The organism is Mesorhizobium sp. L48C026A00 (assembly GCF_000502375.1).
Taxonomy (GTDB): Bacteria; Pseudomonadota; Alphaproteobacteria; order Rhizobiales; family Rhizobiaceae; genus Mesorhizobium; species Mesorhizobium muleiense.
Genome location: NZ_AYWU01000016.1, coordinates 78,688 through 102,965, shown reverse-complemented (window position 1 = coordinate 102,965; position 24,278 = coordinate 78,688). Strand labels below are relative to the sequence as shown.

The 24,278-nt window shown below is 61.9% G+C and carries 26 protein-coding genes; 2 read left to right on the top strand and 24 right to left on the bottom strand.

What is annotated here, in order from left to right; all coding sequences use genetic code 11:
* Window positions 1–396: 396 nt before the first annotated feature.
* Window positions 397–2,043 (top strand): MFS transporter, encoded by a 1,647-nt coding sequence (locus X738_RS66065; protein WP_023800980.1) that lies wholly within the window; start codon window positions 397–399, stop codon window positions 2,041–2,043.
* Between the two features lie 312 nt (window positions 2,044–2,355).
* On the opposite strand, the gene X738_RS81005 is transcribed toward X738_RS66065, so the two are convergent.
* The 15 genes from X738_RS81005 to X738_RS65995 form a co-directional block, all read right to left on the bottom strand.
* Window positions 2,356–2,904 (bottom strand): DUF6527 family protein, encoded by a 549-nt coding sequence (locus X738_RS81005; protein ID WP_023800979.1) that lies wholly within the window; start codon window positions 2,902–2,904, stop codon window positions 2,356–2,358.
* A 17-nt stretch (window positions 2,905–2,921) separates the two neighbouring features.
* Window positions 2,922–4,424 (bottom strand): phosphotransferase, encoded by a 1,503-nt coding sequence (locus X738_RS66060; protein ID WP_023800978.1) that lies wholly within the window; start codon window positions 4,422–4,424, stop codon window positions 2,922–2,924.
* Entirely contained in the window at window positions 4,414–5,769 is a 1,356-nt protein-coding gene (locus X738_RS66055) for a ThiF family adenylyltransferase (protein WP_023800977.1), read from the bottom strand. The genes X738_RS66060 and X738_RS66055 overlap by 11 nt, the downstream gene beginning before the upstream one ends.
* Complete coding sequence (locus X738_RS66050) at window positions 5,766–6,143, bottom strand: E2/UBC family protein (RefSeq protein WP_023800976.1); 378 nt, start codon at window positions 6,141–6,143, stop codon at window positions 5,766–5,768. Before X738_RS66050 ends, X738_RS66055 begins: the two co-directional genes overlap by 4 nt.
* Window positions 6,143–6,379 carry a multiubiquitin domain-containing protein gene (locus X738_RS66045; RefSeq protein WP_023800975.1) on the bottom strand — a complete coding sequence of 79 codons (237 nt, stop codon included), beginning with the start codon at window positions 6,377–6,379 and terminating at the stop codon, window positions 6,143–6,145. Before X738_RS66045 ends, X738_RS66050 begins: the two co-directional genes overlap by 1 nt.
* A gap of 223 nt (window positions 6,380–6,602) precedes the next feature.
* Window positions 6,603–8,570, bottom strand: a complete 1,968-nt coding sequence (rlxS, locus tag X738_RS66040; protein WP_023800974.1) for a relaxase/mobilization nuclease RlxS — start codon at window positions 8,568–8,570, stop codon at window positions 6,603–6,605.
* A gap of 185 nt (window positions 8,571–8,755) precedes the next feature.
* Entirely contained in the window at window positions 8,756–9,442 is a 687-nt protein-coding gene (locus X738_RS66035; protein ID WP_023800973.1) for a lytic transglycosylase domain-containing protein, read from the bottom strand.
* Complete coding sequence (lepB, locus tag X738_RS66030; RefSeq protein ID WP_023800972.1) at window positions 9,430–9,978, bottom strand: signal peptidase I; 549 nt, start codon at window positions 9,976–9,978, stop codon at window positions 9,430–9,432. Before lepB ends, X738_RS66035 begins: the two co-directional genes overlap by 13 nt.
* Window positions 9,975–10,244 (bottom strand): helix-turn-helix transcriptional regulator, encoded by a 270-nt coding sequence (locus X738_RS66025; RefSeq protein ID WP_023800971.1) that lies wholly within the window; start codon window positions 10,242–10,244, stop codon window positions 9,975–9,977. The genes lepB and X738_RS66025 overlap by 4 nt, the downstream gene beginning before the upstream one ends.
* A 151-nt stretch (window positions 10,245–10,395) precedes the next feature.
* The gene (locus X738_RS66020; RefSeq protein WP_023672372.1) at window positions 10,396–10,719 is read right to left on the bottom strand and encodes a DUF736 domain-containing protein; all 324 of its coding nucleotides are present in this window, start codon (window positions 10,717–10,719) and stop codon (window positions 10,396–10,398) included.
* A 545-nt stretch (window positions 10,720–11,264) separates the two neighbouring features.
* Window positions 11,265–11,936 (bottom strand): hypothetical protein, encoded by a 672-nt coding sequence (locus X738_RS87285; RefSeq protein WP_023800970.1) that lies wholly within the window; start codon window positions 11,934–11,936, stop codon window positions 11,265–11,267.
* 465 nt (window positions 11,937–12,401) lie between these two features.
* Window positions 12,402–12,821 carry a DUF2958 domain-containing protein gene (locus X738_RS66010; RefSeq protein WP_023800968.1) on the bottom strand — a complete coding sequence of 140 codons (420 nt, stop codon included), beginning with the start codon at window positions 12,819–12,821 and terminating at the stop codon, window positions 12,402–12,404.
* 106 nt (window positions 12,822–12,927) lie between these two features.
* Window positions 12,928–13,998: an ArdC family protein gene (locus X738_RS66005; protein WP_023800966.1), complete on the bottom strand. Its 1,071-nt coding sequence runs from the start codon at window positions 13,996–13,998 to the stop codon at window positions 12,928–12,930.
* A gap of 426 nt (window positions 13,999–14,424) precedes the next feature.
* Entirely contained in the window at window positions 14,425–14,751 is a 327-nt protein-coding gene (locus X738_RS89740; RefSeq protein WP_441295550.1) for a sunset domain-containing protein, read from the bottom strand.
* Between the two features lie 353 nt (window positions 14,752–15,104).
* The gene (locus X738_RS65995) at window positions 15,105–15,338 is read right to left on the bottom strand and encodes a helix-turn-helix domain-containing protein (RefSeq protein ID WP_023800963.1); all 234 of its coding nucleotides are present in this window, start codon (window positions 15,336–15,338) and stop codon (window positions 15,105–15,107) included.
* Between the two features lie 105 nt (window positions 15,339–15,443).
* On the opposite strand from X738_RS65995, the gene X738_RS65990 reads away from it, so the two are divergent.
* Window positions 15,444–15,725, top strand: a complete 282-nt coding sequence (locus X738_RS65990) for a DNA -binding domain-containing protein (RefSeq protein WP_051407877.1) — start codon at window positions 15,444–15,446, stop codon at window positions 15,723–15,725.
* 95 nt (window positions 15,726–15,820) lie between these two features.
* Here X738_RS65990 and X738_RS87275 read toward each other — a convergent pair whose 3' ends face one another.
* The 9 genes from X738_RS87275 to ccoG form a co-directional block, all read right to left on the bottom strand.
* Window positions 15,821–16,360, bottom strand: coding sequence for an EAL domain-containing protein (locus tag X738_RS87275; protein ID WP_280809754.1), 540 nt, complete (start codon window positions 16,358–16,360; stop codon window positions 15,821–15,823).
* Window positions 16,361–16,392: 32 nt separating this feature from the next.
* Window positions 16,393–16,551 carry an EAL domain-containing protein gene (locus X738_RS88445; protein ID WP_280809717.1) on the bottom strand — a complete coding sequence of 53 codons (159 nt, stop codon included), beginning with the start codon at window positions 16,549–16,551 and terminating at the stop codon, window positions 16,393–16,395.
* On the bottom strand, window positions 16,493–17,182 hold the full coding sequence (locus X738_RS89735) for a diguanylate cyclase domain-containing protein (RefSeq protein WP_441295554.1): 690 nt from the start codon (window positions 17,180–17,182) through the stop codon (window positions 16,493–16,495). The genes X738_RS88445 and X738_RS89735 overlap by 59 nt, the downstream gene beginning before the upstream one ends.
* Before the next feature lie 382 nt (window positions 17,183–17,564).
* Window positions 17,565–17,846: a hypothetical protein gene (locus X738_RS87265; protein WP_245277736.1), complete on the bottom strand. Its 282-nt coding sequence runs from the start codon at window positions 17,844–17,846 to the stop codon at window positions 17,565–17,567.
* Between the two features lie 262 nt (window positions 17,847–18,108).
* A complete protein-coding gene (ubiM, locus tag X738_RS65980) occupies window positions 18,109–19,290 on the bottom strand; it encodes a 5-demethoxyubiquinol-8 5-hydroxylase UbiM (RefSeq protein ID WP_031255606.1) in 1,182 nt (393 codons plus the stop codon).
* A gap of 422 nt (window positions 19,291–19,712) precedes the next feature.
* A complete protein-coding gene (gene ccoS, locus X738_RS65975) occupies window positions 19,713–19,865 on the bottom strand; it encodes a cbb3-type cytochrome oxidase assembly protein CcoS (protein ID WP_023679633.1) in 153 nt (50 codons plus the stop codon).
* Window positions 19,862–22,150 carry a cation-translocating P-type ATPase gene (locus tag X738_RS65970; protein ID WP_023800957.1) on the bottom strand — a complete coding sequence of 763 codons (2,289 nt, stop codon included), beginning with the start codon at window positions 22,148–22,150 and terminating at the stop codon, window positions 19,862–19,864. Before X738_RS65970 ends, ccoS begins: the two co-directional genes overlap by 4 nt.
* A complete protein-coding gene (locus tag X738_RS65965; RefSeq protein WP_023800956.1) occupies window positions 22,147–22,644 on the bottom strand; it encodes a FixH family protein in 498 nt (165 codons plus the stop codon). Before X738_RS65965 ends, X738_RS65970 begins: the two co-directional genes overlap by 4 nt.
* On the bottom strand, window positions 22,641–24,200 hold the full coding sequence (ccoG, locus tag X738_RS65960; protein WP_023800955.1) for a cytochrome c oxidase accessory protein CcoG: 1,560 nt from the start codon (window positions 24,198–24,200) through the stop codon (window positions 22,641–22,643). The genes X738_RS65965 and ccoG overlap by 4 nt, the downstream gene beginning before the upstream one ends.
* Window positions 24,201–24,278: the final 78 nt, after the last annotated feature.

Genomic DNA, 24,278 nt, shown 5'->3' with positions numbered 1-24,278 from the left:
GTCGGGCAAAGGCGTCCACCAGCTCGTACTTGTCAAGACGATGCCACCCTTGATCTTGCACCCGCCTCCGATACCAGCGATCCGCTGCGTCGTATGCTCATGCCTGTCAGGATGGGATGGGCGCTGCTAGCACCGTGGCAGTTTGACAACCCGGCCATCGGGGCGGTAGCACCGTACAAGGCCAAGAGTCGCAGGGCAGACCGCACCCCATCGGGCTGCGCGACCCAGACCAGCTGACGCCCAACTGGCACACTCATCGCGCATCAGCACCGTGGATGCGACATCTACTTTGTTGCGAGCGCGATATCGGAACTTGGTTGTGACGCAGCTGTGCGTAAGCGCATCGCTGTCAGCAAGTGAGTGAGCGAAAGAACTACGTGGTGGAGGTGAGAAGTCATGCGGCGTCAAGATTCCCCGCCCTTTGCGGCAAACACACTGATTCCTCTTCAGAATCCGGTCTTTCGTTCGATCTGGACAGCCACGCAGATATCCAGCCTTGGCTGGCTGGTGCAGAGCGTGGCTATAAGCTGGCTTATGGCAACGATTTCAGCCTCCGATCTGATGGTTGCGCTCGTGCAGGCTTCATCGACACTGCCCGCCTTCTTCTTGTCGATCCTTGCTGGAGCGATTGCAGACAGCTTCAGCCGCCGCGGCGTGATGCTTGCCGGACATTGCCTGATCGCACTGGCATCCACGGCGCTGGCTCTCTCTGTTGGGCTGGGCTTTGTCAGTCCATGGCTGATCTTGGGACTGAGTTTCTTGGCGGGATGCGGCTTTGCCTTGAATGATCCAGCCTGGCACGCCTCGGTCGGCGACATCCTGGAAAAGCGCGACATACCCGATGCAGTGACGCTGATGTCGGTGGGGTACAACGTGGTTCGGAGCATAGGACCGGCGCTGGGCGGTGTAATTTTGGCTTTGCTGGGCCCCCTTACGGCTTTCGCCTTCGCTGCGCTGACCGACCTGGTCCCGTTGAGCGCTGTACTGCGCTCCAAGTGGCAAGTTCGCTCTTCGCCTCTTCCGCGCGAGCGGATGACGACGGCCATTCATGATGGCATGCGCTTCACGGCAATCTCCTCGGAGATCAGAGTGGCGATCGTGCGTGCAACCCTGTTCGGGCTGTCAAGCATCTCGATCCTTGCTCTGCTCCCCCTCCTAGTTCGCGACCAACTGGCGGGGGGGCCAATTGTTTACGGCGTCCTGTTGGCCGGCTTCGGCACAGGCGCCTTCATCGCGGGCATTGGCAATAGCTACTTGAGACGCATCACGTCCCAAAATCGATTGATCACGCTCGCGTCCGTTGCTTGCGCAACGTGTTGCCTTTTACTGGCTCTCACATCATCGGTGGCTGTAGCAGCGATCGCGCTTGCAATCGCTGGCGCAGGCTGGGTTGTCACCTGGACCGGAACCGACGTGTGTGTGCAGTTGGCAAGCCCAAGGTGGGTCGTTGGTCGCACCCTGTCGATCTATTACGCCCTGACCTACGGCGGCATGGCAGCGGGCAGCTGGATCTGGGGTGCTGTCGCGCAGAACTATTCCCTGACGTGGGCTTTGGAAGGTGCTGCAGCGGCGCTGTTGCTGGTTGCAGCTGTGGGAAAGCTATTGCCGGTACGCCTATGGGAGGAATCGGATCAAGGGGCTTTCGACTTCAGGCCACCAGAACTGGCCCTCGATTTGAAGCCCAGGAGCGGCCCGATCGTGATCAAGGTGGAGTACTCGATCCCCGAGGAGAATATCGAGGAATTTCTGAGCTGCATGCGCGAAAGGCGGCGCGTTCAGAGCCGTGCCGGTGCGCGGGACTGGACCCTCCAGCGCGACCTTCAGAAGTCGACGCTTTGGACCGAGACATTCCGCACGCCGACATGGACGGACTATCTTCGTCTAAACGATCGGCTAACGGTGACTGACAGGGAGGTAGGCGAGCGCCTTGCCGCCCTGCAGGTCGGTGATTCTCCTCCTCGTCTCTCACTTTCGATCGAGCGGTCGACAAGCCCCGCCCCCGGCAGCCAAGTCCAGCCTGTGCCCTTTGTATCGCGCCCGTAAGGAAACCAGTAACTTTTCTGGGTTCGGACAGGGGAATGGCCGAGACCTACTCCTTCTTTCGTCGGGTCTGCCCGGATTGCCATACGTTGCGGCCGGTTAGGCGAGCATGAGAATTTGTGTGCGCCCGGGACTTGCTTGCACATGGTGGCTATCAAGCGCCGCCGCGAGCTGATCTACCTCCAGCGGTCCTGAAGATAACTTGCAGACGATCACAGGTTCAGCCTTGGCAAGCTGACGATCGAGGGTCCGCCACGCTGCTGAGATGATCCAATAAGTCCGACTCTCGCTCTAGGCCGCCGGTCGCGCGGCTGATTACCAATGCCTTTTCCTGGCCCGTGAGGTTTGGACGCTATCACTCGCCAGGCGGAAGCTGGACCGCTCGGCGCCGGTTCCTTCGACAGCGATCCCCGACTTGACCAATGACCGGCATGCGTCGAGAACCGACCAAGGCACTTCATCCACCGCTGCCGCAATATCAACGAAGCTCGCCAGCTCGTCAGTGAGTCGACCTTCGACAGCACGTTCGAGTGATGAATTGCGCCGCAGGATCCAGGCATCGTTGGTCCAATGGATGACGTTGTCCCAGACGATGAAGTGTGCCCCGCATCCAGTGTCTCGCCACACAGAAGGGAAAAGGGTCAACCCGCCCTCGCGTTGATAAAGGCGCCAGGCCGGCCCGGCACGACGGTCGAGGTTAACCGTCAGTATGTCTCCGCATCCATCGGGGCATCTCATGACAAGGGACCGCGGAGCTCCGCGCTCCACAAGTGAAACGTCTCCCGGGTTATCCACCTGCTCGATGGCTTCGGACTGACGTTCAACCGTGCCCTTGAACTGTACCGCGTGCGTTTTCTTGAGCACCCAACCGAACTCCCGACCTACCAGAGCGAAGGATTTGTCACGCGATCCAGAAGGTCCACCGCGCACTTGTAAGCAATGGCCGCATCCGGGCTTTTGCCTTTGGCATAATAGAGCAGCCCGACGCAGATCGCGATTGTATACTCGCGCCTGAGATCGAACGAATGGGACTGACCTTCTTCGAGGATGGTCGTACGCAACGCCACGATCGCGTTGAGCCGATACTGGGCCTTTTTGCCTTGCAGGAGATGTTTAAGCGACATAGCGAAGAGATCTCCGGAGTAAAAATCTTCGAGCACGTGTTCGGGCAGCGGTTGATCAGCCTGCAACTCCGCGTCGAACGCAAGCCCGATTTCCAAGCGGGCGACGTCGTGGGACAAAGGACGTCGAGCTGCCCGCGTGAAGTCGATCAGAACCGCTTCCGCATCGCCGCCGCAGACGAACACGTTGCGCAAATTGAGGTCGTCGTGAGCTCGACACACCGGATGCTCCTCAGCCTGCAGTCCAGCGAGACGAACAAAAAAGCTTCGTGGCGAAGCGCCAGCGTAACTGTCCTTGGTCAATTTGTCGTAGGTGCGCTCAAGGCCTTTTAGATATGCGTCATGCCGTGCCGCAGGTAGAAACTCCTGCAGAAGGTCTAGTCTCTTTCTTTCGGGGTCTTTTCGCCAACGACCCAACACAGTTCGATAGATCGCCTGGATGACCTCTTTCACATCGCGGTTGATCACAACCTTGTCCAGGCGGACGGCATTCTCGACGAAGCGGGAGACCGCAAGCTGGTGCTCAGATCCCGCAACGCAACGATCCAGGCACAAAGGGGCGCATCCGCGATATGGCACGCGGTCAGCGACCACATCCCTGTACGTGTTAATGTGTTCTTCCATCACCGCCGCGGGGCCTGACTTGACGATGAAAGGTGTGTGCTGCTCCAGGCCTTCCGTCTCGACCTTCCAGACGGACGAAGAAGATTTGCCCCCATTCTCCTCGGAAATAAGGATGCCCGAGTAGTCGTGAAACGCGCGACGGAACAGAAGCTCCAGTTCGGGTAGCAGAGGCGTCGGCAGCTCATTCCCATTTTTGTCGCTGATCGCCAGGCTGCTGTTCAGGGAAGGGCCGCACCGGCATCGTGCGCAGGTCTCGGCAATGTTATCCCAGTCAGAGTCTGGAAGCACTGCGAGCTGCCGCAGCACGACACCAGTATGCTCTTGCCACTGCGCCAACACGCCTGCGCCTGAACGCGCCACCGCCTGTCCAATCGCTTCCTCGCCCCGTTTTGTAACGACAATGACGAGTATGCCGCGCTGTGCGGACGAAGCGGCGAGGCGTCGAAGACGCTTGACCAAATCCAATCGGCCCTCGTCCGACGGCAGGGCACCGGCCAGCACGATCAACGCCCGGGCGCCTCCGTCATCAAGATCAGAAAGCGACACGAGCGGCTTCACGGCAAGTTGCCGGGCGGAGAAAGGCGTCGGGTTCACGGTACCTCCGTCAACCAAAACGGTCGTGCGCTCTTCAGCTTTCATGTTGGCGCCAAATCATGGGCCAACTGTCTCCTTTGGCCAGGGCATTGTCCTGAGCACATACAACGCAGGTCGGATCTGACCTTGAACTGACAGGCCGCACCGATCCTTCAATGGGCCGCCCAACAAGATGCCGCGCCTCCCCAGGGAACCCGGTCACTGCCGAAAGGAACATCGAGACGGCCATGGAAGAGGTTGCTGCGTTAAGGGAGATCACGGCCGGCTGCGGCTCGAAATGGCCGACGAAATACGGATCGGAGCGTGAATCGGCGAGAAGATCGCGTCTCACTGCGGCGGGATCGAGAAGGGAATGGCAGTTAAGGCAGGTCAGCGACTCGGCAAGCATTTGGACCCTAGTCGACATCGCGGCGACGACACCCTCCCGGGCGTCGATGCGCACTCCAACGTCGATCATTGGCAAACGATATTGATAGGCGATCTGATTAAGGACGGCGCGGCTGCCGTGCGAATCCGTGCAACACATGACAAAATCGCCGTCGAGCAACGTCCTGGCCACGGGCTCGTCAATAACGGATTCCGGTAAGGTCATAACCTCGATGTCGCGTTTCGCGCGTTGCGACGCTTCGGAGGCCACTGCGACCTTTGGTCGGTCAACGTCCTTCTGCTCGGCCCCCATCAATCGGTTGAGGTTGGTTCGCTCGACCTGTTCAGGATCAATCAAGTGCAGCCGACCAACGCCCAGCCGGGCGAGTTCCTCAACGACCACTGAACCGGTGCCGCCTACGCCGACGACCGCCACGGTGAGATCGTTTAGGATTCGCTGCCCTGCGGCGCCGAATGCTCGCACATTGCGGTCGAACACTTCCGGCAATGGGGCCGGATCTTCCGCGTCAGTCTCAGTTGGGTAAGATCGAACACTGCGCCCGATTTCCTGTATCCGATCGATGGTGAATGTGGTCTCGCCTTTGATATCGAAGAGGCGGCCACGAAATCCCGTCGGCCCGGCGATCAGGAATCCATGCGGCCCTTGCGGGCACCGAAAATGCAGCACCGGAGCCAAGAGTTGCTGCGCTGCGTCGTCGACCGATGAGAACGCCAGTCTGCGTTGCACAGGATGCGAATGCGCAAGAATTACGCCCGCTCGCTCCAGCCGCGCGCGTTTGAGCACGCGCGACAGGAACATGGGAGTCAATGAGACTTCTATCGGGCTGCGGGCGATGTAGTCGTCCGGAGCCGGGCGAATGATCTCTCTAACGATCAACCTCATCCCGCCTTCGAAACGACCACCGCCAACGATCAACGCAGCAGCAGATTCAAGGGGGGCAGGCGCGATAAGGTCATCGCGAAGAGCCGTCCATTCTCCACCCCGGAACATCAGACGGTTCATCGCGCCTCGCCCAGCCGCCGCCGGATCACATTCAAATAGGTAAGCAGATTGTCGCTGTTGGGCTTCCAGGTAGACGGATGCCAGGAAAACCACAGCCACTCCGAGGGAACTCCCGGGGTGGCCTGTTGCCCTGTGTTTTGTGGGGTTCCACCGTGTTCGAGGGCGAGCGCCGGCTCGGCCCAGAAGCAATCGGGCGCAGCCTGCGGATAGCCCGCAGGCACCACGAACTTTATGCCAACCTCGGCGCGGTTCCAGCCCTTTGGAAGTTGCACAGCCGGCATGCTGACCACTGCCGTACCTCCGGACTGGAGCTCAAGGGTCGCGTTAGGGTGCTTTTTGCTGATATCCTGGAAGTGACGTTCGAGGATCGACATTAGCCAAACGTCGCCGGAGGAACAGTGTAGAAGTGCATTCCGTTCTTGAGCGTAACAGCCTCATTGTCCCCAATCTGCCGATCGGCATCATGGCCGTGCCCCTCGAGGAACAACTGATATTGCTGGTCCTTGGCGGCGAGCTGCTTCAGCTCCGCACCGGTCATGCTTTCGCTTGTCGCTTCGATATGGACCCCATCAATATTGATGGAAAATTTCGGATGATCTTCTTTGGCCATTGTTCCCTCTGCAAAATGAACCCGAAAGAGCAGCCTCGGCATTCAAAGAGAATCAGAGCCGCTGCCTCGCTTTTATCGTGAAAGGAGTGATCGCAGAAGGCGGAATCAAGTTCCCCACCGCCGACGAGCACCCCGCATTGACACCTCCTATGTAGGCGATCGTGCGTCTGCGGGCGGTCGCCTTAGTTATGTTTGAACAGCGTATTTGGTGCCGCTGCGGCCTTCACGAAACGCCAGGCCCGCTCCTTTCCCGTCCGATCGTCCAGGAAATCCCCTCCGCACGCACCACGCCGGAAACCTCCTTGCCGATATGATGCTCGAGCACCGGCCGCCATGGCACCATCGTGAACTCGCGCGATTTCTCAATGACCGCGTATTTTCCGCTGCCGAGTTCTACGGAGCGGCGGAGCGTGCCGTCTATTCGCTCTCCTGACCGGGCTTCGGCATAGGGCAGACCGAGTTCGCTCGACAACCGGCCGGCCACGCGGTTCAGCTCACGCTGGCCCAGGATCGAAAGCATGTTGGCGCGATAGACGATCCGGTCCTGCTCTTCCCGAGCAAGACCTTGCGCAATCAGCCACTGCCGTCGGCGGCCTTGCGCCTCTCGGACATCGCGGCCGAAACCAGAGCTGTGCAAGGCCTCCGGTGTGTCGGAAACCAGCTCTCGATCGAGCCAGGTGGCGCCGTCGAAGCTGACTTGGCTCTCCAGCAGCATTGATGAGAGCTTGTCGACGACAACAGGCTCGGCCCTCGCTCGCTGACGCTCGTAGCCCGCGACGCGATCGAGATGGTCCGGCGCGATCGTCCATGTACCGTCCGGCTCGCGCCTGACACCATCGGTCGCCCGGCGGATCGCCTCCAGTCGCCGCACGTGCGTTTCGGCAAAGCGTTCGGTGGCCGACGGGTCATGCTTGAGATGGATATCGATGCTGTAGCGCCCGTCATGGGTCGTGGCGATCTCGGCAATTGTGCGGTCGACTTGCCTTGGCCCGGTCTCCCTCGGCGTGACCCGCACTATGCAGCCCTCTGGCGTCGGTTGGGTGGCCTCGCTTTTGCCGATATCAACATAGTGGCTTTTGCCGTCCACGCCGTCGACGACGAGGTAGTGGCGGTCAGTGATTTCGTCGGCCAGGCCGCGCGCAACGATGCGGCCGACGACAGGCTGCATCTGCTCTGCAGATCGATCATGGACAACATAGTCGGCGGCACTGCGGGCGAGCCCCTTGCCGGTCAGTTCGCGGTGCATGGTCTTGATGATGTCGCCCCGCTCGCCGATGCGGCGCAGCGTCGCTTCAAGCTCGCCATCAAGGCGCCAGCGGCCCGAGCCGACCTCCTCAGCCAGACCCATCCGCTCGAGCTTGCGCAGGCGGCCCTGGCGCAGCGTCTGGCGAAACGTGTCTCGGCTGACCGGTGAGACATGCCCGTCATCGTCGCGCAGGCGGAGCAGCTGCCGATCGATGCTGGTGAAGCGTTCCCGCTCCATTTCCTGGCGCAGGCGTTGCTCGATCTCGCGGTCCGTTCTCGGGCCAAGGTCGAGGCTGACCAGCTCGGCCGCCCGTTCACGGATTCCAGACGAGATGTAGTCTCGCGCGATGACAAGATTTTCGCCGCGGTCGTCATTGCCGCGGACGATAATATGGGTATGCGGATGACCAGTGTTGAAATGATCGACAGCCACCCAGTCGAGCCTGGTGCCGAGGTCTTCTTCCATCTGCGCCATGAGACGCCGCGTGAGCGGCTTCAGGTCGTCATACTCGATGCCGTCTTCAGGGGCGACGATGAAGCGGAACTGATGCCGGTCGCCATCGGCACGATCGATGAAGGCCTTGCCATCGACGCGGTCGCTGTCGGCGCTATAGAGCTCGCCAGGCTCGCCTTCGCGGGTGACGCCGTCGCGCTGGAGGTAGCGAAGGTGTGCACGTGCCCCGTCAACACCCTTGCCGGCCAGCTTGATACGCGCCTTGACGACGACCCGCCGCTGCCGAAACGCCGCGTGGGGGTCGCGCGCTCTGAGAACGGCGGCAGCAGCCCCGCCGCGCCCCGCCCGGCTTCCGACGAAGCGGCCACGGCGACCGCTGCCGCCGCCGGCTCGGTTGATCGCGGCGCGGATCTGGCCGGCGAAACGCTTGCCTGCCTTCGAGCCGCGTGATCCGATTTTGCCCAGGCTCGGCTTGAACTCTTCATCCTGCATTGAGCCTCCTAGTAATCTTAACCAAAATCAGAGGGTTGTCGGCACTAGCTCTCCTGACGCTGAAGGCAGCCTCCGGGAAAAACGATGTGCAGACAAAGACTTCGCCGCCTCCAGGAGGCGATGCCTTTATCTTGCCTTCCGCGGACCTGCCTCCCTGCCCCGCCCGACCCACGGTACCCCTGCCCTCACCTGCGATCCGGCCGGCCTGACCTTGCTCGCTCCGTTCCGCGCGGCACCACAATTTGGCCATTCGGATCGGTCGCGGAAACACCGTTTCGCAGGAAAAACAGCGACCGCCCGGACGGGATTTCCGGTGTTTTTCCGGAACGGGATTTGCCGGTGAACGCGTCCATGTCGGCGGCCGAGATCCCCGCCGCCTTGAGCCCTTCCAGATACGAAACCGTCTCGCTGGGCAGCGGTCGCCCACGCTGCAAATGCTGTTCGTAGCGCTCCGGCCCAGCGTTATAGGCGGCAAACAGGCCGGGAAAGCCGAAGCGGTCATACATGGCGCGCAGATAGGCTGTGCCTGCCAGAATATTGTCGCGAGGATCGTGCGGATCGGCTCGCAGGCCAAGCTCTGCGCGCATCTCCTCGTAGGTGCCGGGCATCACCTGCATGAGGCCAATGGCGCCGGCGCTCGACGTGATCGGCCGTCCGTGCAGCATTGTCTGCCCCCGGCTTTCGGCATCCATGACGGCATAAATCCAGGGCTGTGGAATGCTGAAACGCCGGCTTGCTTCGGCTACCAAGGGCTGCCATCTTGCCAGCTGCGGACCACGGGAGATGGCGGCCGGCTGAGCGTCGGTCGCGGCGGAACAGGCGCATGGCGCTATCGCGACCATGCCCAGCATCAGCAGGGTTACTCGGTCCATAGCGGCACGAGCCTCCCGGCAATATTTTCGGCCGGCACCGGCCCGAAATAGCGGCTGTCGAAGGAGCGATTTCTATCGTTGCCGAGCAGGAAAAACTCGTCGGCGGCGAGCTTGCGGCAGGCATTCCACCAAGGCAGCGGACGGTGCTGCGTGTCGGTTGCCAGCCGGCGCGCGACGATCTCGCCGCCGATGATGATGGCGTCGCCGAAGGCGCAGACATGCTCGCCAGGCAGCGCGGCAAGGCGCTTGACCAGCGGCACGTTGCTGGGCAGATAGACGCGTTCGGCGGCGAGATCGGCGACCGGTTTTGGCGGGCGGACGAGCACCAGATCGCCACGAGCCGGTGATCCGGACGCGACGCGATAGAGGCCGACCGGCGCACTGGCCGAGGCGTTCCAGACCAGCCAGGGCGATGGGTTGTCGAAAGCGGCGAAGCCGATCAGGCCGAGGCCTATTGTGGCCACGGCGATCGTCTTGCGCGCCCGAATGCGCCGCAGATGGCTGCCGATCAGACGGATAGTGGGACGTCGGCTCATGAGCGGCCTCCCTCACCGGCCGAGCCGGAATCGTGGCCGCCATCCTCGGGCCTGGTCTCCTGCGCGCGCCCTTTCGACCAGTCGTCGAGCTCGTCGATGTGATAGCGGACATAGCGGCCGTGCTTGCGGAATTGCGGGCCACCGCCTTTGAGCCGCATCTTCTCCAGCGTGCGCTGGGACAGCCCGATATAGAAGGCAGCCTGCGCGGTGTTGAGAAACGGACTGCCCTTCTTCGCGCGGGCCGCGCGTTCGTTTTCGTCGTCCATGATGGTCCTCGTTTCGCTACGGACAAGCCAAGGCGAGGATCGGCGAGCGAGATCGTTTTGGGGACGGGCGAAGAGTGGGGGGCGAGTTTTCGCCGCCCCTTCTTGAGAAGAGCCCCGGGCCGGTTGCGGCGCGGGGCTCGAGGCTGGCGGTTCAGTCGACCGGGTTCCAGATGATGGCGTATGTGTCATCGTCATCCTGGCCGGCGGCGCGGCCGAGATTGGCGTAGAGCTTGCGCGGACCGAACTCCGGGGCGGCAATCGACAGGCTCACATAGTCCTTGCCGGAGGTCTCGCCGGTGCGGATCCAGCCCGCCCCCACTTCGACCCCTTGCGTCAGCACCCGGAAGTCGGGATGGGTGTCGGCGCTCTTTGCCTGATTGGGCACGATGTCGATGTCGGCGCGGACGCTGAGCGTCTTGAGCTGGCCCTTGTAGCCGCCGTTTTCCTGTTTGGTGACGTATCCGATCGCGGTCATTTTCAGTCTCCTTTGGTGCTCGCAGGGGACCATTCCCCTGCGATGGCGGACCGTGATGGGCGCGTCCGGACCGCCCGAACCCGACAGGGGCCGCAGCGATAGCGGAGGACCCGAGCGGGCAGCTTTTTTGAAGCGAAGCGGCGCGAGGAAGCCGCCGCAGGCGGCGGGGAAAAAAGCTGCTGGCGAGGGTTTCGGGCGGGCCGGATCCGCCCATAGGTCGTCAAGCCAGCCGCAGGGGAATGGTCCCTGAGACACATGGAGACAGGTGGCGCGATCGGTGGCAGAAGAGCCGGCGGCAATGCAGGGCGCCGGCTGCGCGGGCTCTCTCGGCAACCGGATCGGACAATTGGCCCCATGCGCCTGGCGCCTCAGCAAGCAACCCGGCGTGGTGCAGGGCTGCCGAAACGGGGGCGAATTGACGTCGGGATTTCTCGCGCGCGGCACTGGCTCGACAAGATGACCAATCGGCAGCCGGCGCGGTCCGGAGCGGCGCGCGCGACCTGAGTGGCGGCACTCGAGAGAACCGCCGCTTAGGGCTGATCGGTTCATTCGCGCACGAACAGCGGCTGCACTTGTGTCCACTGATCGGCGGTGCGGAAGCCGCCGCGGCTGGTGTAGCTTTCGGCCGGGAATTTCATCCAGCGCGGCAGCCAGGTCTCGACCCTGAGGCGGCCATTCTCGCCCGCCAGGAAGTCGCGGATGATCTTCTTTTGCGTCTTGACCTTCTCGGCGACATTGCCGTTGGCAACAAGCTTGCCGCGGACATCGGCGAGCATCGAATTGGCGATTTCCTTGTCGCGCAAGAGGTCGAAGAAGGCAGCGTCCGGTTGCCACCATGCGCCCATATCGACGTTCAGATGGTTGCCGAGCGCCTCGATGACGGCGCTGCCGGCTGCAAGCGTCTCGGCCATGACAAGGGTGAGAACGCGCATGACATCGTCGTCGCAGAGCGCCAAGAGGCGCGCGAACACGCCGGCGATAGCAAAGGCGTCGCCATTGCCGCCGGCGACCACGCCATCCTGATCCGGTGATCCGAGCAGGGCCAACACTTCGCGCCGCTTTTTGCCGAATGCGGCTTCAGCCTTGCAGCCGGCAAGGCTGGCAGTCACCGTCTCGTTGGCTGCGCGCTGCGGCTCGGGGCGCACCTGCCACAGGCCGGAACCGGTGATGGCGTGCGCCACCACGAGGCGCAGCGCCACGGCGGGATGTGCGAGCATGGCCCGCGCACGGCGGCATGGCGATGCAGATCGACATAGTTCTGCATCGGGCCGGTGAGTTCGGGGCGCGGCGGCTTGGCGGGCGTCCCTTCTTGCTCGCCGCCCTCGCGGGCGCGGCGGGCTTCCTTGCGTGACAGCCAGCCCTCGTGACACTCGACCTCGCCGCGACGCGAGACAGTGATGACGGCCTTGCCGCCCTTCTTCTTCGGGGTCTTCTCGTGGTCCCATGAGTGGAAATACTGGCCCATTCCAGCAGCACCACCTCGCTCCAGCCGTCGTTGAGATAGGTGTCGCGTCTGGCGGCAATCGCTTCGTTCTGCTTTTGCCAGAACAGGTCGGCATCGGCGAAATAGCTGTCCTCGCCGAACAGGTCCGAGGTGATCAGGCCGGGATATCCTTCGCTTTGGTTGAGGTTGTCCCCGCCGCAGAGGCCGAAGGCCGGCGCGGCGGGAACGGTTTTTGCGCCTATCGGCGCTGCTGTTCCGCCGTGTCGGGCGGAAGCTCGGAATGGGGCTTTGAAAGGGCGTCTGCTGCCTGCCGCAGAAGTCGCTCGGCCTCGGTGATGTGGCCGCAAATGCGGGCGGCTTCGGCATAGACGGAGAGCGTAAAGCGCGCCTGGAAATGCAGGTCGCGCTCTATGCCGAGGCCAAGCGGACCTTTTACGGATGCAAGCTCGGCCAGACTGACGCTGCCGAGTTCGGGGAAGCCGAAGCCGAGATCGCAAAGGCCGAACAGCGTGTCGCCATCGGCGTCGAGTTCGCTCAAAAGCCACGTGGCGGCACCTGTCGGATTAAACAGTTTCACAACGGGAAAATGGTCAATGTCGGCGTCGGCGGCGCCATTGGCGAGCAGTCGTGCGCGTAGTGGATCGGTGATCAGGATCATGGAAAGACTCCTTGTCAGAACAGGTCGAGTTGATTTCTGCTGGCTTCATCGAAGAGGCCGATATCGAGCGGCTCTTGCGCCGCGCGCGGACACATCGGCGCGTCCATCAGGAGGTGAGCCGATCGCGCGTGGTGATCGGCCGGACGCCCGGAATGAGCATCTGCTCGCCTTGCGGCGTCGGCTCGGTCGCGGTCAGTTGCGGATCGCGCATCGTCATGCCGCAATCCCTTCCTGCGCCTCGCTTTTGGGCATCGTCCTTAAGGCCAAGCAGGAAATCGGCGGCCTTGGAGGCAAGACTGGCGGCACGGAAGATGGCGCGGTTGTCCTCGCGCAGCACCTTCAGCCATGAGCCGATGTAATCGGCATGACGCACGGTCGGCTCGATACCGAGATTGCTGCAGACGAAGGCGGCAGTGATTTCGGCGACCAATTCTTCACGCGCGTAGGCCTTGGAGCCGAACGAACCGGAGAGGTCGCGAGCAAGCCGCGTCGGGTGGCCGGTCCAGTGGCCAAGCTCGTGAAAGCAGGTCCGGTAATAGTCGATCTGCCGATGGAACGCCGGCTGCGGCGGCACCTGAATGTGGTCGCTGCCCGGCATGTAGAAAGCGCGATCGCCGCCAACCCTGAAATCCGCGCCGCTGGCGCCAATGAGCGTCTCGGCCTGCGGCACGATCTCGCACTGAGGCAGCGGCTCGGCGGCGGGATAGAGGTGTTCCGGAAGATTATCGCACTGCGCGACATTGAAGACGGTGAAGCGCTTCAAAAAAGGCACGGCCTGTGGTTCATCGCCCTCGTGGCGTGCGCGCTCCTTTTCGTCCTTGGGAACAAAGCGGTCGGCATGCACGATGGTCGTGCCGCGCTCGCCCTTCCTGACGTTGCCGCCAAGGACAAGCGCCTGCCGGAAGGTGAGCCAGTTCTGGCTGGGATAGCTGCGCTCGATGACCGCGCCCCACAGGATGAGGATATTGATGCCGGAGTAAGTGCGCCCAGAGGATGCATTCCTCGGCAGGCCAAGGCCTGCCTTTGCGCTGCCCCATGGCTTGACCCATGGCACGGTGCCGCGCTCCAGCTCGGCAATGATGCGGTCGGTGATCTCCTGATAAAGGCTGGCGCCGGGGCGCCCGCCCTTGCCTGCGCCAGCCTCTGTGCTGGCACAACGCTTGCTATTTGCATGCATCGTCGCATCCTCCACTCGCCAATCGCCGCGCCTTTCCCCGGAAGCGGGGTGGGCGGCGAGTCGCGACCGGAAAGGCCCGCCGTGGTAGGCGGACCGCATCCGAAGGACCGGAACGAAGAGGAGGACCCTGAGCGCACGCGAAGGGTTGCGGGCTGCCGCGGCGGGCCTAGAAGGGAGTGCCGCCCACCCCGCGCCACCGGGAAAGGCCAACAGACAAACCGCGCCGCCCGCAAGGACGGCGGCCGCCACAGCCCGAAGGGCTGCCCACGCCAAGGGGCGAAGCCGAATGGCCGAGACCGCCTGAGTTTGCCGAAGAAAAGCGGGCTCGGTTCACGAGCACCTGGTGCGCGTCGTCAGGCGCGCGGGCGCCCGCCAGGCCCGCAGGCTGGACAGATTTTTCGCACGGATCATCGTCAAGCGCCGCAGTTACGTCGAGAAACTCGATGACATCGCCGCCATGCGCGCGGCTTCCTCCGAACAAAACCAGCGCTCGCCTTTCAAGACGTTGAGGCGTGTGTCCCAGTAATATTCCTGTCCGGGATCATGATAGACGCGCTCGCCCGTTTTGTAGCTTATATTGGCTTTGATGTTGCAGCCGAAAGCGGCAGGGTCGATTCGGAGGCAAGAAGCCCAGCCAGGAGTTGTCTTGATAGCGATGGTTGCCCACGCCCCTTCCCTCCGAAGAGAGAATGCGACGTTTGCGGCCTGGACTCTATAAGCCTGGTCTAATTCACCGGTCCTGTTCCGAACCATTGAATGAACGGCGCATCCTTACCCGTGATATCCTTCACCGTCTTTAACAGCGCTTCATGGGTGCGTTGGAGGGCCCGGTAGTGGTTCTGGTAGGTGATAGAAGCGGCTGGACGATGCTCTTGTGCAGCCGTTCCGCCTCCGCCAGAAAGCGCTCGATTTCAGCCTGTGAAAGCTGCTGGGAAAGTTTGGTCCTAGCCATTGCGATCTCCGTTGAGGAATCGCCTCACCTAGGATTATCATCCTATATCGGCATGGCCTGGTAAAGACCCACCCGCAGCGGAATGGCAGCTTGCCGAAGGAAAGCGCGCTCGGTTCACGGCACCGGCGCGAGCCGTTAGGCGCGCGGGCGCCCGCTAGGACCGCAGGCTGGACAGAATCTCGCACGGATCAGCGTCAAGCGCCGCAGTTAAGTCGAGAAACTCGATGACGTCGAGACGCCGCTCTCCACCCTCGTACTTGGCCACGAAGGATTGGGGACGATCAAGCTTGTCGGCCACCTGCGCCTGAGTCAGGCCTTTGGCCTTGCGCAGGGAAACCAACTGGGCCAGAAACCGCTGGTGGCGGGGCGATCGAAGAGACTTGGGCATGTAGGCGAACCGGTCGGGTAAAGACCGGATCAGCGACTAATCCCGGTTTCGGATTATCCCATTTTGGGATATGATGCGTGCGCTCAACAGGCGAGGTTCGCAGGCATGAATCGACCAATGGGAACAGATGAGACTCGAAGCTCAACCTTGAGCGACGAAGTCCCCTGGTCGGAGAACCTTACGAGTTACGACAGGGAGAATTTCACGATCTACCTGCGGATCCTGGATGCCTGCGCCGACAACGCCAGCGAAGAGGAGATGGCCGATCGCATTCTCGGCATCGACCCGGCCCTTGAACCGGTCCGCGCCCGCAAGGCTCTTCGCAGCCATATCGACCGTGCGAACTGGATGGTGACGACCGGCTACAAGGAACTATTCGCCGGCTGACGCACAGCGCGGACTGCCACGCGTTTCAAACGGGCAAGTCTCGTACGCACGATTCGAGAGCGCACGGCCGCAAGAGACGGCGCGGCGGGTGCCTGTCACAACTGGTTCGCGTGCTGTTTGACTGCCATATCAAGCGCTAGGCTCAGAGGCACCGCCTTGGAGAACAGGAAGCCTTGAGCGGTTCGGCAGCCAAGCTTGTGCAGGGCTTGACGATCCGCCTCTGTTTCGACGCCCTCGGCCATGACCTCGATGCCGAGCATGCTGCCAAGATCGATGACCGATTTGACAAGCAGTCGGTCGCGGGACTTGGCTAAGCCGCGAATGAAGCCCTGGTCTATTTTCACCTTGCGTATCCGACTGTCCTTGAGCGATGCCAAGGTGGAAAAACCGGTGCCGAAGTCATCGAGCGCGATGCAAATGCCGGCATGTGAAAGCCGTCCGAGCTTTTCATCCACTCTGTCCGGGTCCACCGGGGATTCTTCGGTAATCTCGATTTCGAACATCGTTGCGGGGAGGTCTTTTGCCGCCAGACCATCCAGAACCATGTCGTCGATATCGCCGGCTTCCAGTTCGCGCGGCGAAACATTCATCGCCACACGAACGTTACGACAGTCAGCTTTCACCAAGCCGTCGATAAGAGCACAACAGTCGGAGAATACCGTTTGCGTTAACAGTTGAAGCANAGCATTCCGGTTTCGCGTGCGGCTGTCATGATTTCGGGTGGAGAGATGGAACCATGGATCGGATGGGACCACCTTAGCAGGGCTTCAAAACCGATCACGGCTTCGGTGTCGAGTCTTACGATGGGCTGGAACCAAGGTGCCACCCTTCTCGCCTCTATCGCCGAATGAAGGTCGCGTTCGATGGACTGGCGACGTTGCAATTCCCTGTCGAGTTCGGCATCGAACAGGCGAAATTNCCGAATGAAGGTCGCGTTCGATGGACTGGCGACGTTGCAATTCCCTGTCGAGTTCGGCATCGAACAGGCGAAATTCGTTCCTGCCACGACGCTTGGCCGTGTAAAGAGCGACATCCGCCCGCAGCAACATTTCCGTCAGCCCCGGCCTTTCAGCCAAGTATATTCCGATCGATGCACCGATCCGGACGGACGCGACCTCACGATAGGGGCTGGCGACTTTGGCGATGATATTGGATGCGAGGGTACTGGGAGAAAGCGAACTCCTGAGTGAGGGAAAAAACAGCACGAACTCATCGCCGCCGATACGGGCGAGCGTTGAGCCTGCCGGCGCTGCCTGCTCTATGCGGCGGGCGATCATGACGAGCAGCTCATCACCGGTCCTGTGACCGTAGGTATCGTTGACAGATTTGAACCCGTCCAGATCAATCAGCATTGCAACGAAGGGGCCGTCTGTATTCTCGAACCGTCCGATAGCGTCTTCGAGGCCACGCCTGTTGAGAAGGGCCGTCAAGTGGTCCCGCCTGGAACTGGCCTTCATCTCCGCCGCAAGCCGCTCGGCCTCATCCCTCAGGCGGCTCGCTTCGCGGAACCGTGCTTGCCCAACACACGAAGCTCGAACCAAGCCGCCCATGAAAAGCAGAAGGGTAAAAGCCAGAATGTAGTCTTCAAAATTGCCTTTCGCCAAAAGGCATCCCACCGTGATGAGGAGCGGAGGTGTTATGAAGTTGATCGCCGCCGCGGCATACGAACTGCCGTATGTAACCGCACCAGCTGAAATGCCCGCCAGAATGACCAGATGCAGCGGTGCTTGAGGTGTGGTGTATCCAATAGTCAGGACGGCCAGAAAGGACCAGGCAAGCCCTGCCAGAAGAGCAAGGATGCCAAACCAGCGAATCCGCGGCAAAACCCCCACGAAATTGTCATGGCGCCCTGTTTTTTAGCTGATAACGCGCGAGTGCAAGGCGGGCGGCATTTATCGCATTGACGACCAGGAACCAGATTGCAGCGGCAAAGCCGCTGCCAGAAAGGGCCTGCACCGCCCAAATCAGGCCTGACAGGATAGCGCTTATCGGCATCGACACGAAGAGGCCGGTCCTCAGGTCAGCAAGCTGATCCTGACGGATTTTGGCCTCCAGCGTGTCTTCTTTCTTCAGGGCCATGGACGGACCAGCTTGCTTCCCATCGTTGTTCGCGAGGACCAAGCCTACGCAAGCCCACTGAAGGACGGGTTAACTATCCAGCGGGGGTAACCAGTGCGCTCACCATGGCTTCGAGTCGCACGTCTGCTCTTAGGGTTGCCAGCTGATCATCGAGGTCTCGCCCGCGCGCGTGCCTTGATCCGAATCATCCCAGGATCGGCAACGTCACCAAGGAAGCAGCCTTGCCCGGCATCAAAGCGCGCCCGGCGAGACAAAAGGAAGCCGGGCCGAGACAGCGTTCCAGAGCGGCAGCGCTGCCTGCGATTCACCGCCTGAGCATGGCCGAAATGCCATGGCGGATAAAGGGAAGATATTGGGCGAAGCGAAGCCCCGCATGTCTTGCAAGCCGTGCCGCCGGGTGCTCGCCTGAGTAGAGACCGACAAGTACATTCGTAGCATGATAGAGCGGTGCCGCCGACAGACGCAGCCGGCTTTCGTATCTGCCGAGCAAGCAGGGATCAGCAATGTCGCGGCGCTCACGACATGCCGCCAGGATTCTATCGGCGAGTTGCTTCTGGCCGCTGAGGCCGATGTTGAAGCCATGCGCGGTCACCGGGTGCATGCCGATGGCAGCATCGCCGATCAGTGCCGCACTCGGAGCCCAGAACTTGTGCGCCCAGGTCGTGACCAGCGGATAGGCATGGCGGGTGCTTGCAAAGGTCATCTCTCCGAGGCGTCCTCGACAACGGTTCGTCAATTCCATCAGGAACAAATCATCGTCGAGAGCAAGTAGTCTGTCGGCCTCGTTTGAGCGCAACGTGAGAAGCAGCGACGACACGCCTTCCATGAGCGGCAACATCGCTATCGTCTGATGGTGATCGAACCATTCGACCGCGATCTGGTGATGGGCGCGCTCGTGCCTCACCCGGCAAATCAGCATGGAGTTGCCAAGCCGATGGATGTCGGCGCCAATGCCGAGCAGGTCGCGCGTCGCGGACAAACGCGAGTCCGCTGCAACGAGCAGCCGAGCGGCCAATTGCCTGCCATCAGAGAGCGTTATGACTGCTTCTTTGTGGCTGGTTGTTGCAGTGACGACCGAGCGGCCGCACAGCAGCTGGGCATGATCCTGGAAGTGGACAAGCTTGAACAGGGCGTCGCGGATCCGACAATTTGGGACCAGAATTCCGAGTGGTTCCCCAGATCCGCTGGGAGAATCGAAGCACAGGGCGAAAGGGCTCGATCCGTTGAGCACGCGCGCGCCTTGTAGCGGTGATTTGTCCGAAGCCGGGATGGCATCCCAGGCGCCGAGCTCGCGAAGGATTCCGACCGATGCGTGGGTCAGCGCGATCTCGCGACCGTCGAAAGCCGGATTCGCCAGGCTTTCGAGCGACTGCCGTTCAACCACTGCCACCTTGAGTCGGCTCTGGGCAAGCGATGCGGCGAAGGAAAGTCCGACCGGCCCGGCTCCGACGACAATGACGTCGAATCTATCGACAGAGCCGGCCATCAGCGTGCCGCCATTGCGTCGGCTATCTGCGATACGAAGGGCTCTGGAACGCATCGCAATCGATCCACGGTTTGCGGCCATCTCCCCCAGCGTCTCACGCGACCTAACCGTCCGTTAGACATCCGTTCTCCGTTGAAGAACTGGTCAATGAAACCATGCCGATGAAGAGATAACCCTGATCTGGATCAACCAGGCTCGACAAACGCGGCAACGGCGGGTTCACGGTCGACCGGTCGATCGCCACGCCATGGTCTGGTCAGGTCATCATGGAATGGCGGGCTTCCCCTTCGGTGCGCCCTTTCCTGGCCGAAATTCGGCAACGTATTCTGGCTGATCCGTTCGCACCCGTCGCGCGCCGAAATCGGCATGACGCGAAGCAACCGCGGAAACTATTCGAGCGAGTCGTTGCAGGGCAGGCTGGGTCAGCTGCGTGGCTCGTCGCGGTCGATCAGGATCCGCTCGGCGGCGCCATCGAGATCTTCATATTGGCCGCTCCTCAAGGCCCACAGGAACCCGGCCAGCCCAAGCGCTCCGAGGAACAGGGCCACAGGTATGAGGTAGGCGAGCGTCGTCATGAGGATTGTGCCAGTGCGCCAATATCGGAGCGCCTGTCATGTCGGGCATCTTGCACCGATGCATTTGACACGAAACCTTGCAGGCGTAGCGCATTGCCGATAACCAGGAGGGACGAGGCGGACATCGCGACCGCCGCGATCAGTGGCGTAACGTGCCCCAGAATGGCGACCGGCACGGCGATGCCATTGTAAACGATCGCGATGGCGATGTTCTGCCGGATCAGCCGTCCGGCCTTCCGCGAAATGTCAAAAGCAAGTGGGACCGCCAGAAGACTTTTACGCAGGAACACGAAATCCGCGGCGTTGCGACCGATATCCGCCGCCGTGGCCGGAGCGATCGAAACGTGTGCGGCGCCCAATGCAGGCGTGTCGTTGAGCCCATCGCCGACCATCAGCACCTTGTGGCCAGTTCGCGTCAATGCTTCGATGTGTTCGACCTTCCCGGAGGGAAGCAACGCGGGAACGAAGCGCTCGACCCCCAGTGCTTCCGCGACTTCGCCGCAGGCAGCTTCTGTGTCGCCCGACAGCATCTCCACCGACACGCCGGCGCCGTTCAATTGCTCGATGGCCGCCTTGGCATCGGCACGCAGCTCATCCTCGAAATCGAAAGTCGCGACAATGACCCCGTCCTTCGTCAGAACGGTTCCGCCATAGCCTTGATTGCCTTCGCCGCCGGTCCGGGCCTTCCACTCAGCCCATCCGCGGCGACCCAGCCGCCAGGTACTGCCCTTGGCGGTGGCTTCGATGCCGAAGCCCGGATGCTCGTTGACGGACCCGAGCTTCGGCTGGCCGGCAAAGGCTGCATGGCCAGCGATTGCCTTCGAAAAAGGATGGCGGGAATGCGCTGCCATCTCGGCCGCCATGGCGAGCATCGTCGGATCGATGGACGGCGCATTGATTAGCCTGGGCAGTCCGAGCGTAAGCGTGCCGGTTTTGTCGAACAATGCCGTGTCGATCCCCGCCAGGCGCTCCATGGCGGAGCCGTCCTTGACCATGACGCCGCTTTCGAACAGCCGGCGCGCAGCGACCACCTGTACGATCGGCACGGAGAGACCGAGCGCGCACGGGCATGTGATGATCAAAACGGCGATGGCGATGGTTATCGCCCGGTGCCAGTCGCCGGTCGCCGCCATCCAGCCGAGGAACGTCACAAAGGCGGTGAGGTGGACCACGGGGGCATAGAGCGCGGAGACGCGATCGGCGATCCTGCGATGGCGGGCGCGGCCGCCCTCTGCCGCTTCCATCAGCCGAACCATTTCCGCCAGGAAGGAATCCTTCGCGGCGGCCGTCGCCTCGATGGTCAGCGGACCGGTGAGATTGAGCGTACCGGCCTGGACCTGCGCCCCCGGGCCCACCGTTCTGGGCGTGCTTTCCCCGGAAACCAGGGAACAGTCGAGATCCGACGCTCCGCCAATGATCCTGCCGTTGATGGGCACCCTCTCGCCGGCCGCGATCAAGAGCTCCATTCCTGGTTCGATCTCGCCAACCGGCAAGTAGTCGCGCGACCCATCCTTGCGCAGCACCATGGCACCGCGGGCGGCCAGCCGAGACAGGCCTTTCACGGCGGTCCGTGCGCGCTCCCGCATCAAATGATCCAGCGTGCGTCCAATCAACAAAAAAAACAGCAGCGACACCGAGGCGTCGAAATAAGCATGGTCGCCATGGTTGATCGTCTCGTAGAGGCTCATGGCGTAAGCGAGCGATACCCCGACCGCGATCGGCACGTCCATGTTCATGCGGCTGTGGCGCAGCGCATTCCAGGCCGAGCGAAAATAGATGCCGCCGGCGAAAGCGAGCGCAGGAATGGCAATCAAGGCCGAGACCCAATGGAAAAGATCGCGCGTCGCGCCTTGCGCGCCGGACCAGACGGAAACTGAAAGCAGCATGATATTGCCCGCCGCAAAGCCGGCGACCGCGACGGCGCGGATCAGTTCCGAGAGCGTCTTGTCCCTACCGTCCGCCTCGGGATCGAACAGGTGCGCGCCATAGCCCAGCCTTCCCAGCGTGGCGACGAATGGCGGAACCTCGTCGCCGCGCCACCGGACCGAAACACGTTTCGTCGAAAGATTGACACGAGCGCCTTCGACGCGATCCAGCTTGCCGATCGCCGTCTCGATCGTCTGGATGCAGGCGGCACAATGCACGGCCGGCACCGAGAGGTCGGTCTGGCGAAGATCATCGCCCAGCGAGCGGCTCGCCAGTCTGATTTCCTGGCTAGAAGGCCGGACGAGTGCGACCTTGTCCAGGTCCAGCGCCATTTCGGCGCCTGGCGCGCAGCAGGTCATTGCAGCGCCCCGTGGGAAATCATGATTCGGCGAACCTCGCGATAGGGTTCCGCAAGCCTCGCACCGGCGTCGATTTCGACGATCCAGACGCCATCCTTGGGCATGTGGTGCGCGGCGAATATCTGACCGGAGGCAGCGGCAAGAGTGACGGATTTGTCCTCGGCCTCGTAGGCGGGATGACGAAACAGCACCTTGACGCCATGCAAGGCAACCGGCTTGCCGACAGCATCGGTGAGGCTGTAGCGGACCTCACCGCCTGCGATGGTCAGCTTGCCAGTCCAGCCGAGGGCTGCCTGAGCTCGCCCTTGCTCGGCCTTTTTGTTGAATTGCTGGCTCGCCACGTAGGTGTTTTCGACGACAAGGCCGGTCCAGCTCGTGTTGGCGAGCGTCGCCATCGTCAGATTGACCGCTATGACCACGCCGAAGAAGCCAAGGATGGTGAACAGCATATGCCTGCCGGTGAATTCGCGGGATTGTCGCGAGGTGTCGCTCATCTGGCGATCTCCGGTGCGTTGAAAGTGGCCGTGTATTCGTCCGACTCGAACGTTGCCTTGTTTTCGACCCGGAACTTGAAGCTTTGCGCTGCACCCCGAACCTGATCTGCCGGCTGACGCACGAAAGCCTTGAGCATCTTCAGCCGGTCGGGTTCGACCGGGATGGCGAAGGAGCGATCCGCCGGCAGGTCGACGCCGACAACGCTCATTTCGGCTCCATGCAGGCCCTGCATCGTGACAATGATCGTTCTTGGTTCGGGGATCATGTTGAGCAGCTTGATGGTGTAACCGTTGCGGATCGAACCGTCGGACAGCGTCACGAACTGCGGATTGCGATCGTGCAGGACATTCAATTCGAGCCGTTCGCGGGTCAGCAGCGCATAGAGCAGCGCGAGACCGACCGCCGACCAGGCGCCCATGTAGATGAAGGTGCGCGGGCGAAAGATCTTGCGGATATGGAAACGGGCCACCTTGTCGGAGAAGGAGCCATCGGCGCTTCGCACCAGCGAGGGGTCCACCGCGCGCGAGCCGCCCGCTGTGGCGATAGCCATGTTGGCGTTGTAGTCGGACAATGTCGCATAGGAGATCAGCCCATGTTCCCTGCCCAGTTTGTGCATGACGCTGTCGCAGGCATCGATGCAGAGCGCGCAGGTGATGCATTCGAGCTGCTGGCCATCGCGAATGTCGATCCCCATCGGGCAGACCGCGACGCAGGCATTGCAATCGAGGCAGTCCCCGACCGGTTGCCCCGCGGCCAGGACCTTCTTGGCATGACGCGAATGCGGTTCGCCGCGCCAGTCATTGTAAGTCACCGTGAGCGAGTTTTCGTCGAGCATGGCTGCCTGGATGCGCGGCCAAGGGCACATATAGGTGCAGACCTGCTCGCGCATCAACCCGCCGAACGTGTAGGTGGTCGCCGCCAGCACGGTGATGGTGACATAGGCCGCCGGCGCGGCAGTTCCCTTGATGACCTCGACGACCAGAGTCGGCGCATCAGCGAAATAGAAGATCCAGGCACCGCCGGTAGCTACCGCTATGATCAGCCAGATGGCGTGTTTCGACGCGCGCAGCACCAGTTTGCGTGCCGTCCATGGGCCAGCGTCGAGCTTGATGCGGGCGTTACGATCCCCTTCGACCGCCCGCTCCGCGACGAGAAACAAATCGACCCACACAGTCTGGGGGCAGGTGTAGCCGCACCAGGCTCGGCCGACCGTGGATGTGATCAGGAAAAGGCCGATGCCGGCCATCATCAGAAGGCCGGCGACGTAATAGAATTCCTGCGGCCAGATCTCGATGAAGAAGAAGTAGAATCGGCGGTTGACGAGGTCGAGCAGCACTGCCTGGTCGGGCGCAAACGCGCCGCGGTCCCACCGCAGCCATGGTGTCAGGTAGTAGATGCCCAGGGTGATCGCCATCACCAGCCATTTGAAACGGCGGAAACTGCCTGAGGCCTGTTTCGGGAAGATCTTCCTGCGCGGGGCATAGAGCGGCTGCCGGGTCTTGGCGGAGTTGACCGCCTCGGCTTCGAGCCGTTCTATTTGCGTGTTATCAAGCACGAGAAGCTCCAGTCACCAGCGACGATTTCGCCGGAAGCCCGGCGCATCGGTTCTGGATGATGTCGAGGCCCGGCTCGC

Bases quoted from the DNA above. Each gene is read 5' to 3' on its own strand.
- X738_RS66060 (WP_023800978.1), bottom strand. From the start codon at position 4,424: ATGAAAGCTGAAGAGCGCACGACCGTTTTGGTTGACGGAGGTACCGTG.
- X738_RS66010 (WP_023800968.1), bottom strand. From the start codon at position 12,821: ATGATCCTGATCACCGATCCACTACGCGCACGACTGCTCGCCAATGGC.
- X738_RS66045 (WP_023800975.1), bottom strand. From the start codon at position 6,379: ATGGCCAAAGAAGATCATCCGAAATTTTCCATCAATATTGATGGGGTC.
- X738_RS65990 (WP_051407877.1), top strand. From the start codon at position 15,444: ATGAATCGACCAATGGGAACAGATGAGACTCGAAGCTCAACCTTGAGC.
- ccoS (WP_023679633.1), bottom strand. From the start codon at position 19,865: ATGACGACGCTCGCCTACCTCATACCTGTGGCCCTGTTCCTCGGAGCG.
- lepB (WP_023800972.1), bottom strand. From the start codon at position 9,978: ATGAGCCGACGTCCCACTATCCGTCTGATCGGCAGCCATCTGCGGCGC.
- X738_RS89740 (WP_441295550.1), bottom strand. From the start codon at position 14,751: ATGGTTCGGAACAGGACCGGTGAATTAGACCAGGCTTATAGAGTCCAG.
- ubiM (WP_031255606.1), bottom strand. From the start codon at position 19,290: ATGGCCGGCTCTGTCGATAGATTCGACGTCATTGTCGTCGGAGCCGGG.
- X738_RS66035 (WP_023800973.1), bottom strand. From the start codon at position 9,442: ATGGACCGAGTAACCCTGCTGATGCTGGGCATGGTCGCGATAGCGCCA.
- rlxS (WP_023800974.1), bottom strand. From the start codon at position 8,570: ATGCAGGATGAAGAGTTCAAGCCGAGCCTGGGCAAAATCGGATCACGC.
- X738_RS66055 (WP_023800977.1), bottom strand. From the start codon at position 5,769: ATGAACCGTCTGATGTTCCGGGGTGGAGAATGGACGGCTCTTCGCGAT.
- X738_RS66025 (WP_023800971.1), bottom strand. From the start codon at position 10,244: ATGGACGACGAAAACGAACGCGCGGCCCGCGCGAAGAAGGGCAGTCCG.
- X738_RS65965 (WP_023800956.1), bottom strand. From the start codon at position 22,644: ATGAGCGACACCTCGCGACAATCCCGCGAATTCACCGGCAGGCATATG.
- X738_RS65995 (WP_023800963.1), bottom strand. From the start codon at position 15,338: ATGCCCAAGTCTCTTCGATCGCCCCGCCACCAGCGGTTTCTGGCCCAG.
- X738_RS66005 (WP_023800966.1), bottom strand. From the start codon at position 13,998: ATGCATGCAAATAGCAAGCGTTGTGCCAGCACAGAGGCTGGCGCAGGC.
- X738_RS66065 (WP_023800980.1), top strand. From the start codon at position 397: ATGCGGCGTCAAGATTCCCCGCCCTTTGCGGCAAACACACTGATTCCT.
- X738_RS65970 (WP_023800957.1), bottom strand. From the start codon at position 22,150: ATGACCTGCTGCGCGCCAGGCGCCGAAATGGCGCTGGACCTGGACAAG.
- X738_RS87285 (WP_023800970.1), bottom strand. From the start codon at position 11,936: ATGCTCGCACATCCCGCCGTGGCGCTGCGCCTCGTGGTGGCGCACGCC.
- X738_RS66050 (WP_023800976.1), bottom strand. From the start codon at position 6,143: ATGTCGATCCTCGAACGTCACTTCCAGGATATCAGCAAAAAGCACCCT.
- X738_RS66020 (WP_023672372.1), bottom strand. From the start codon at position 10,719: ATGACCGCGATCGGATACGTCACCAAACAGGAAAACGGCGGCTACAAG.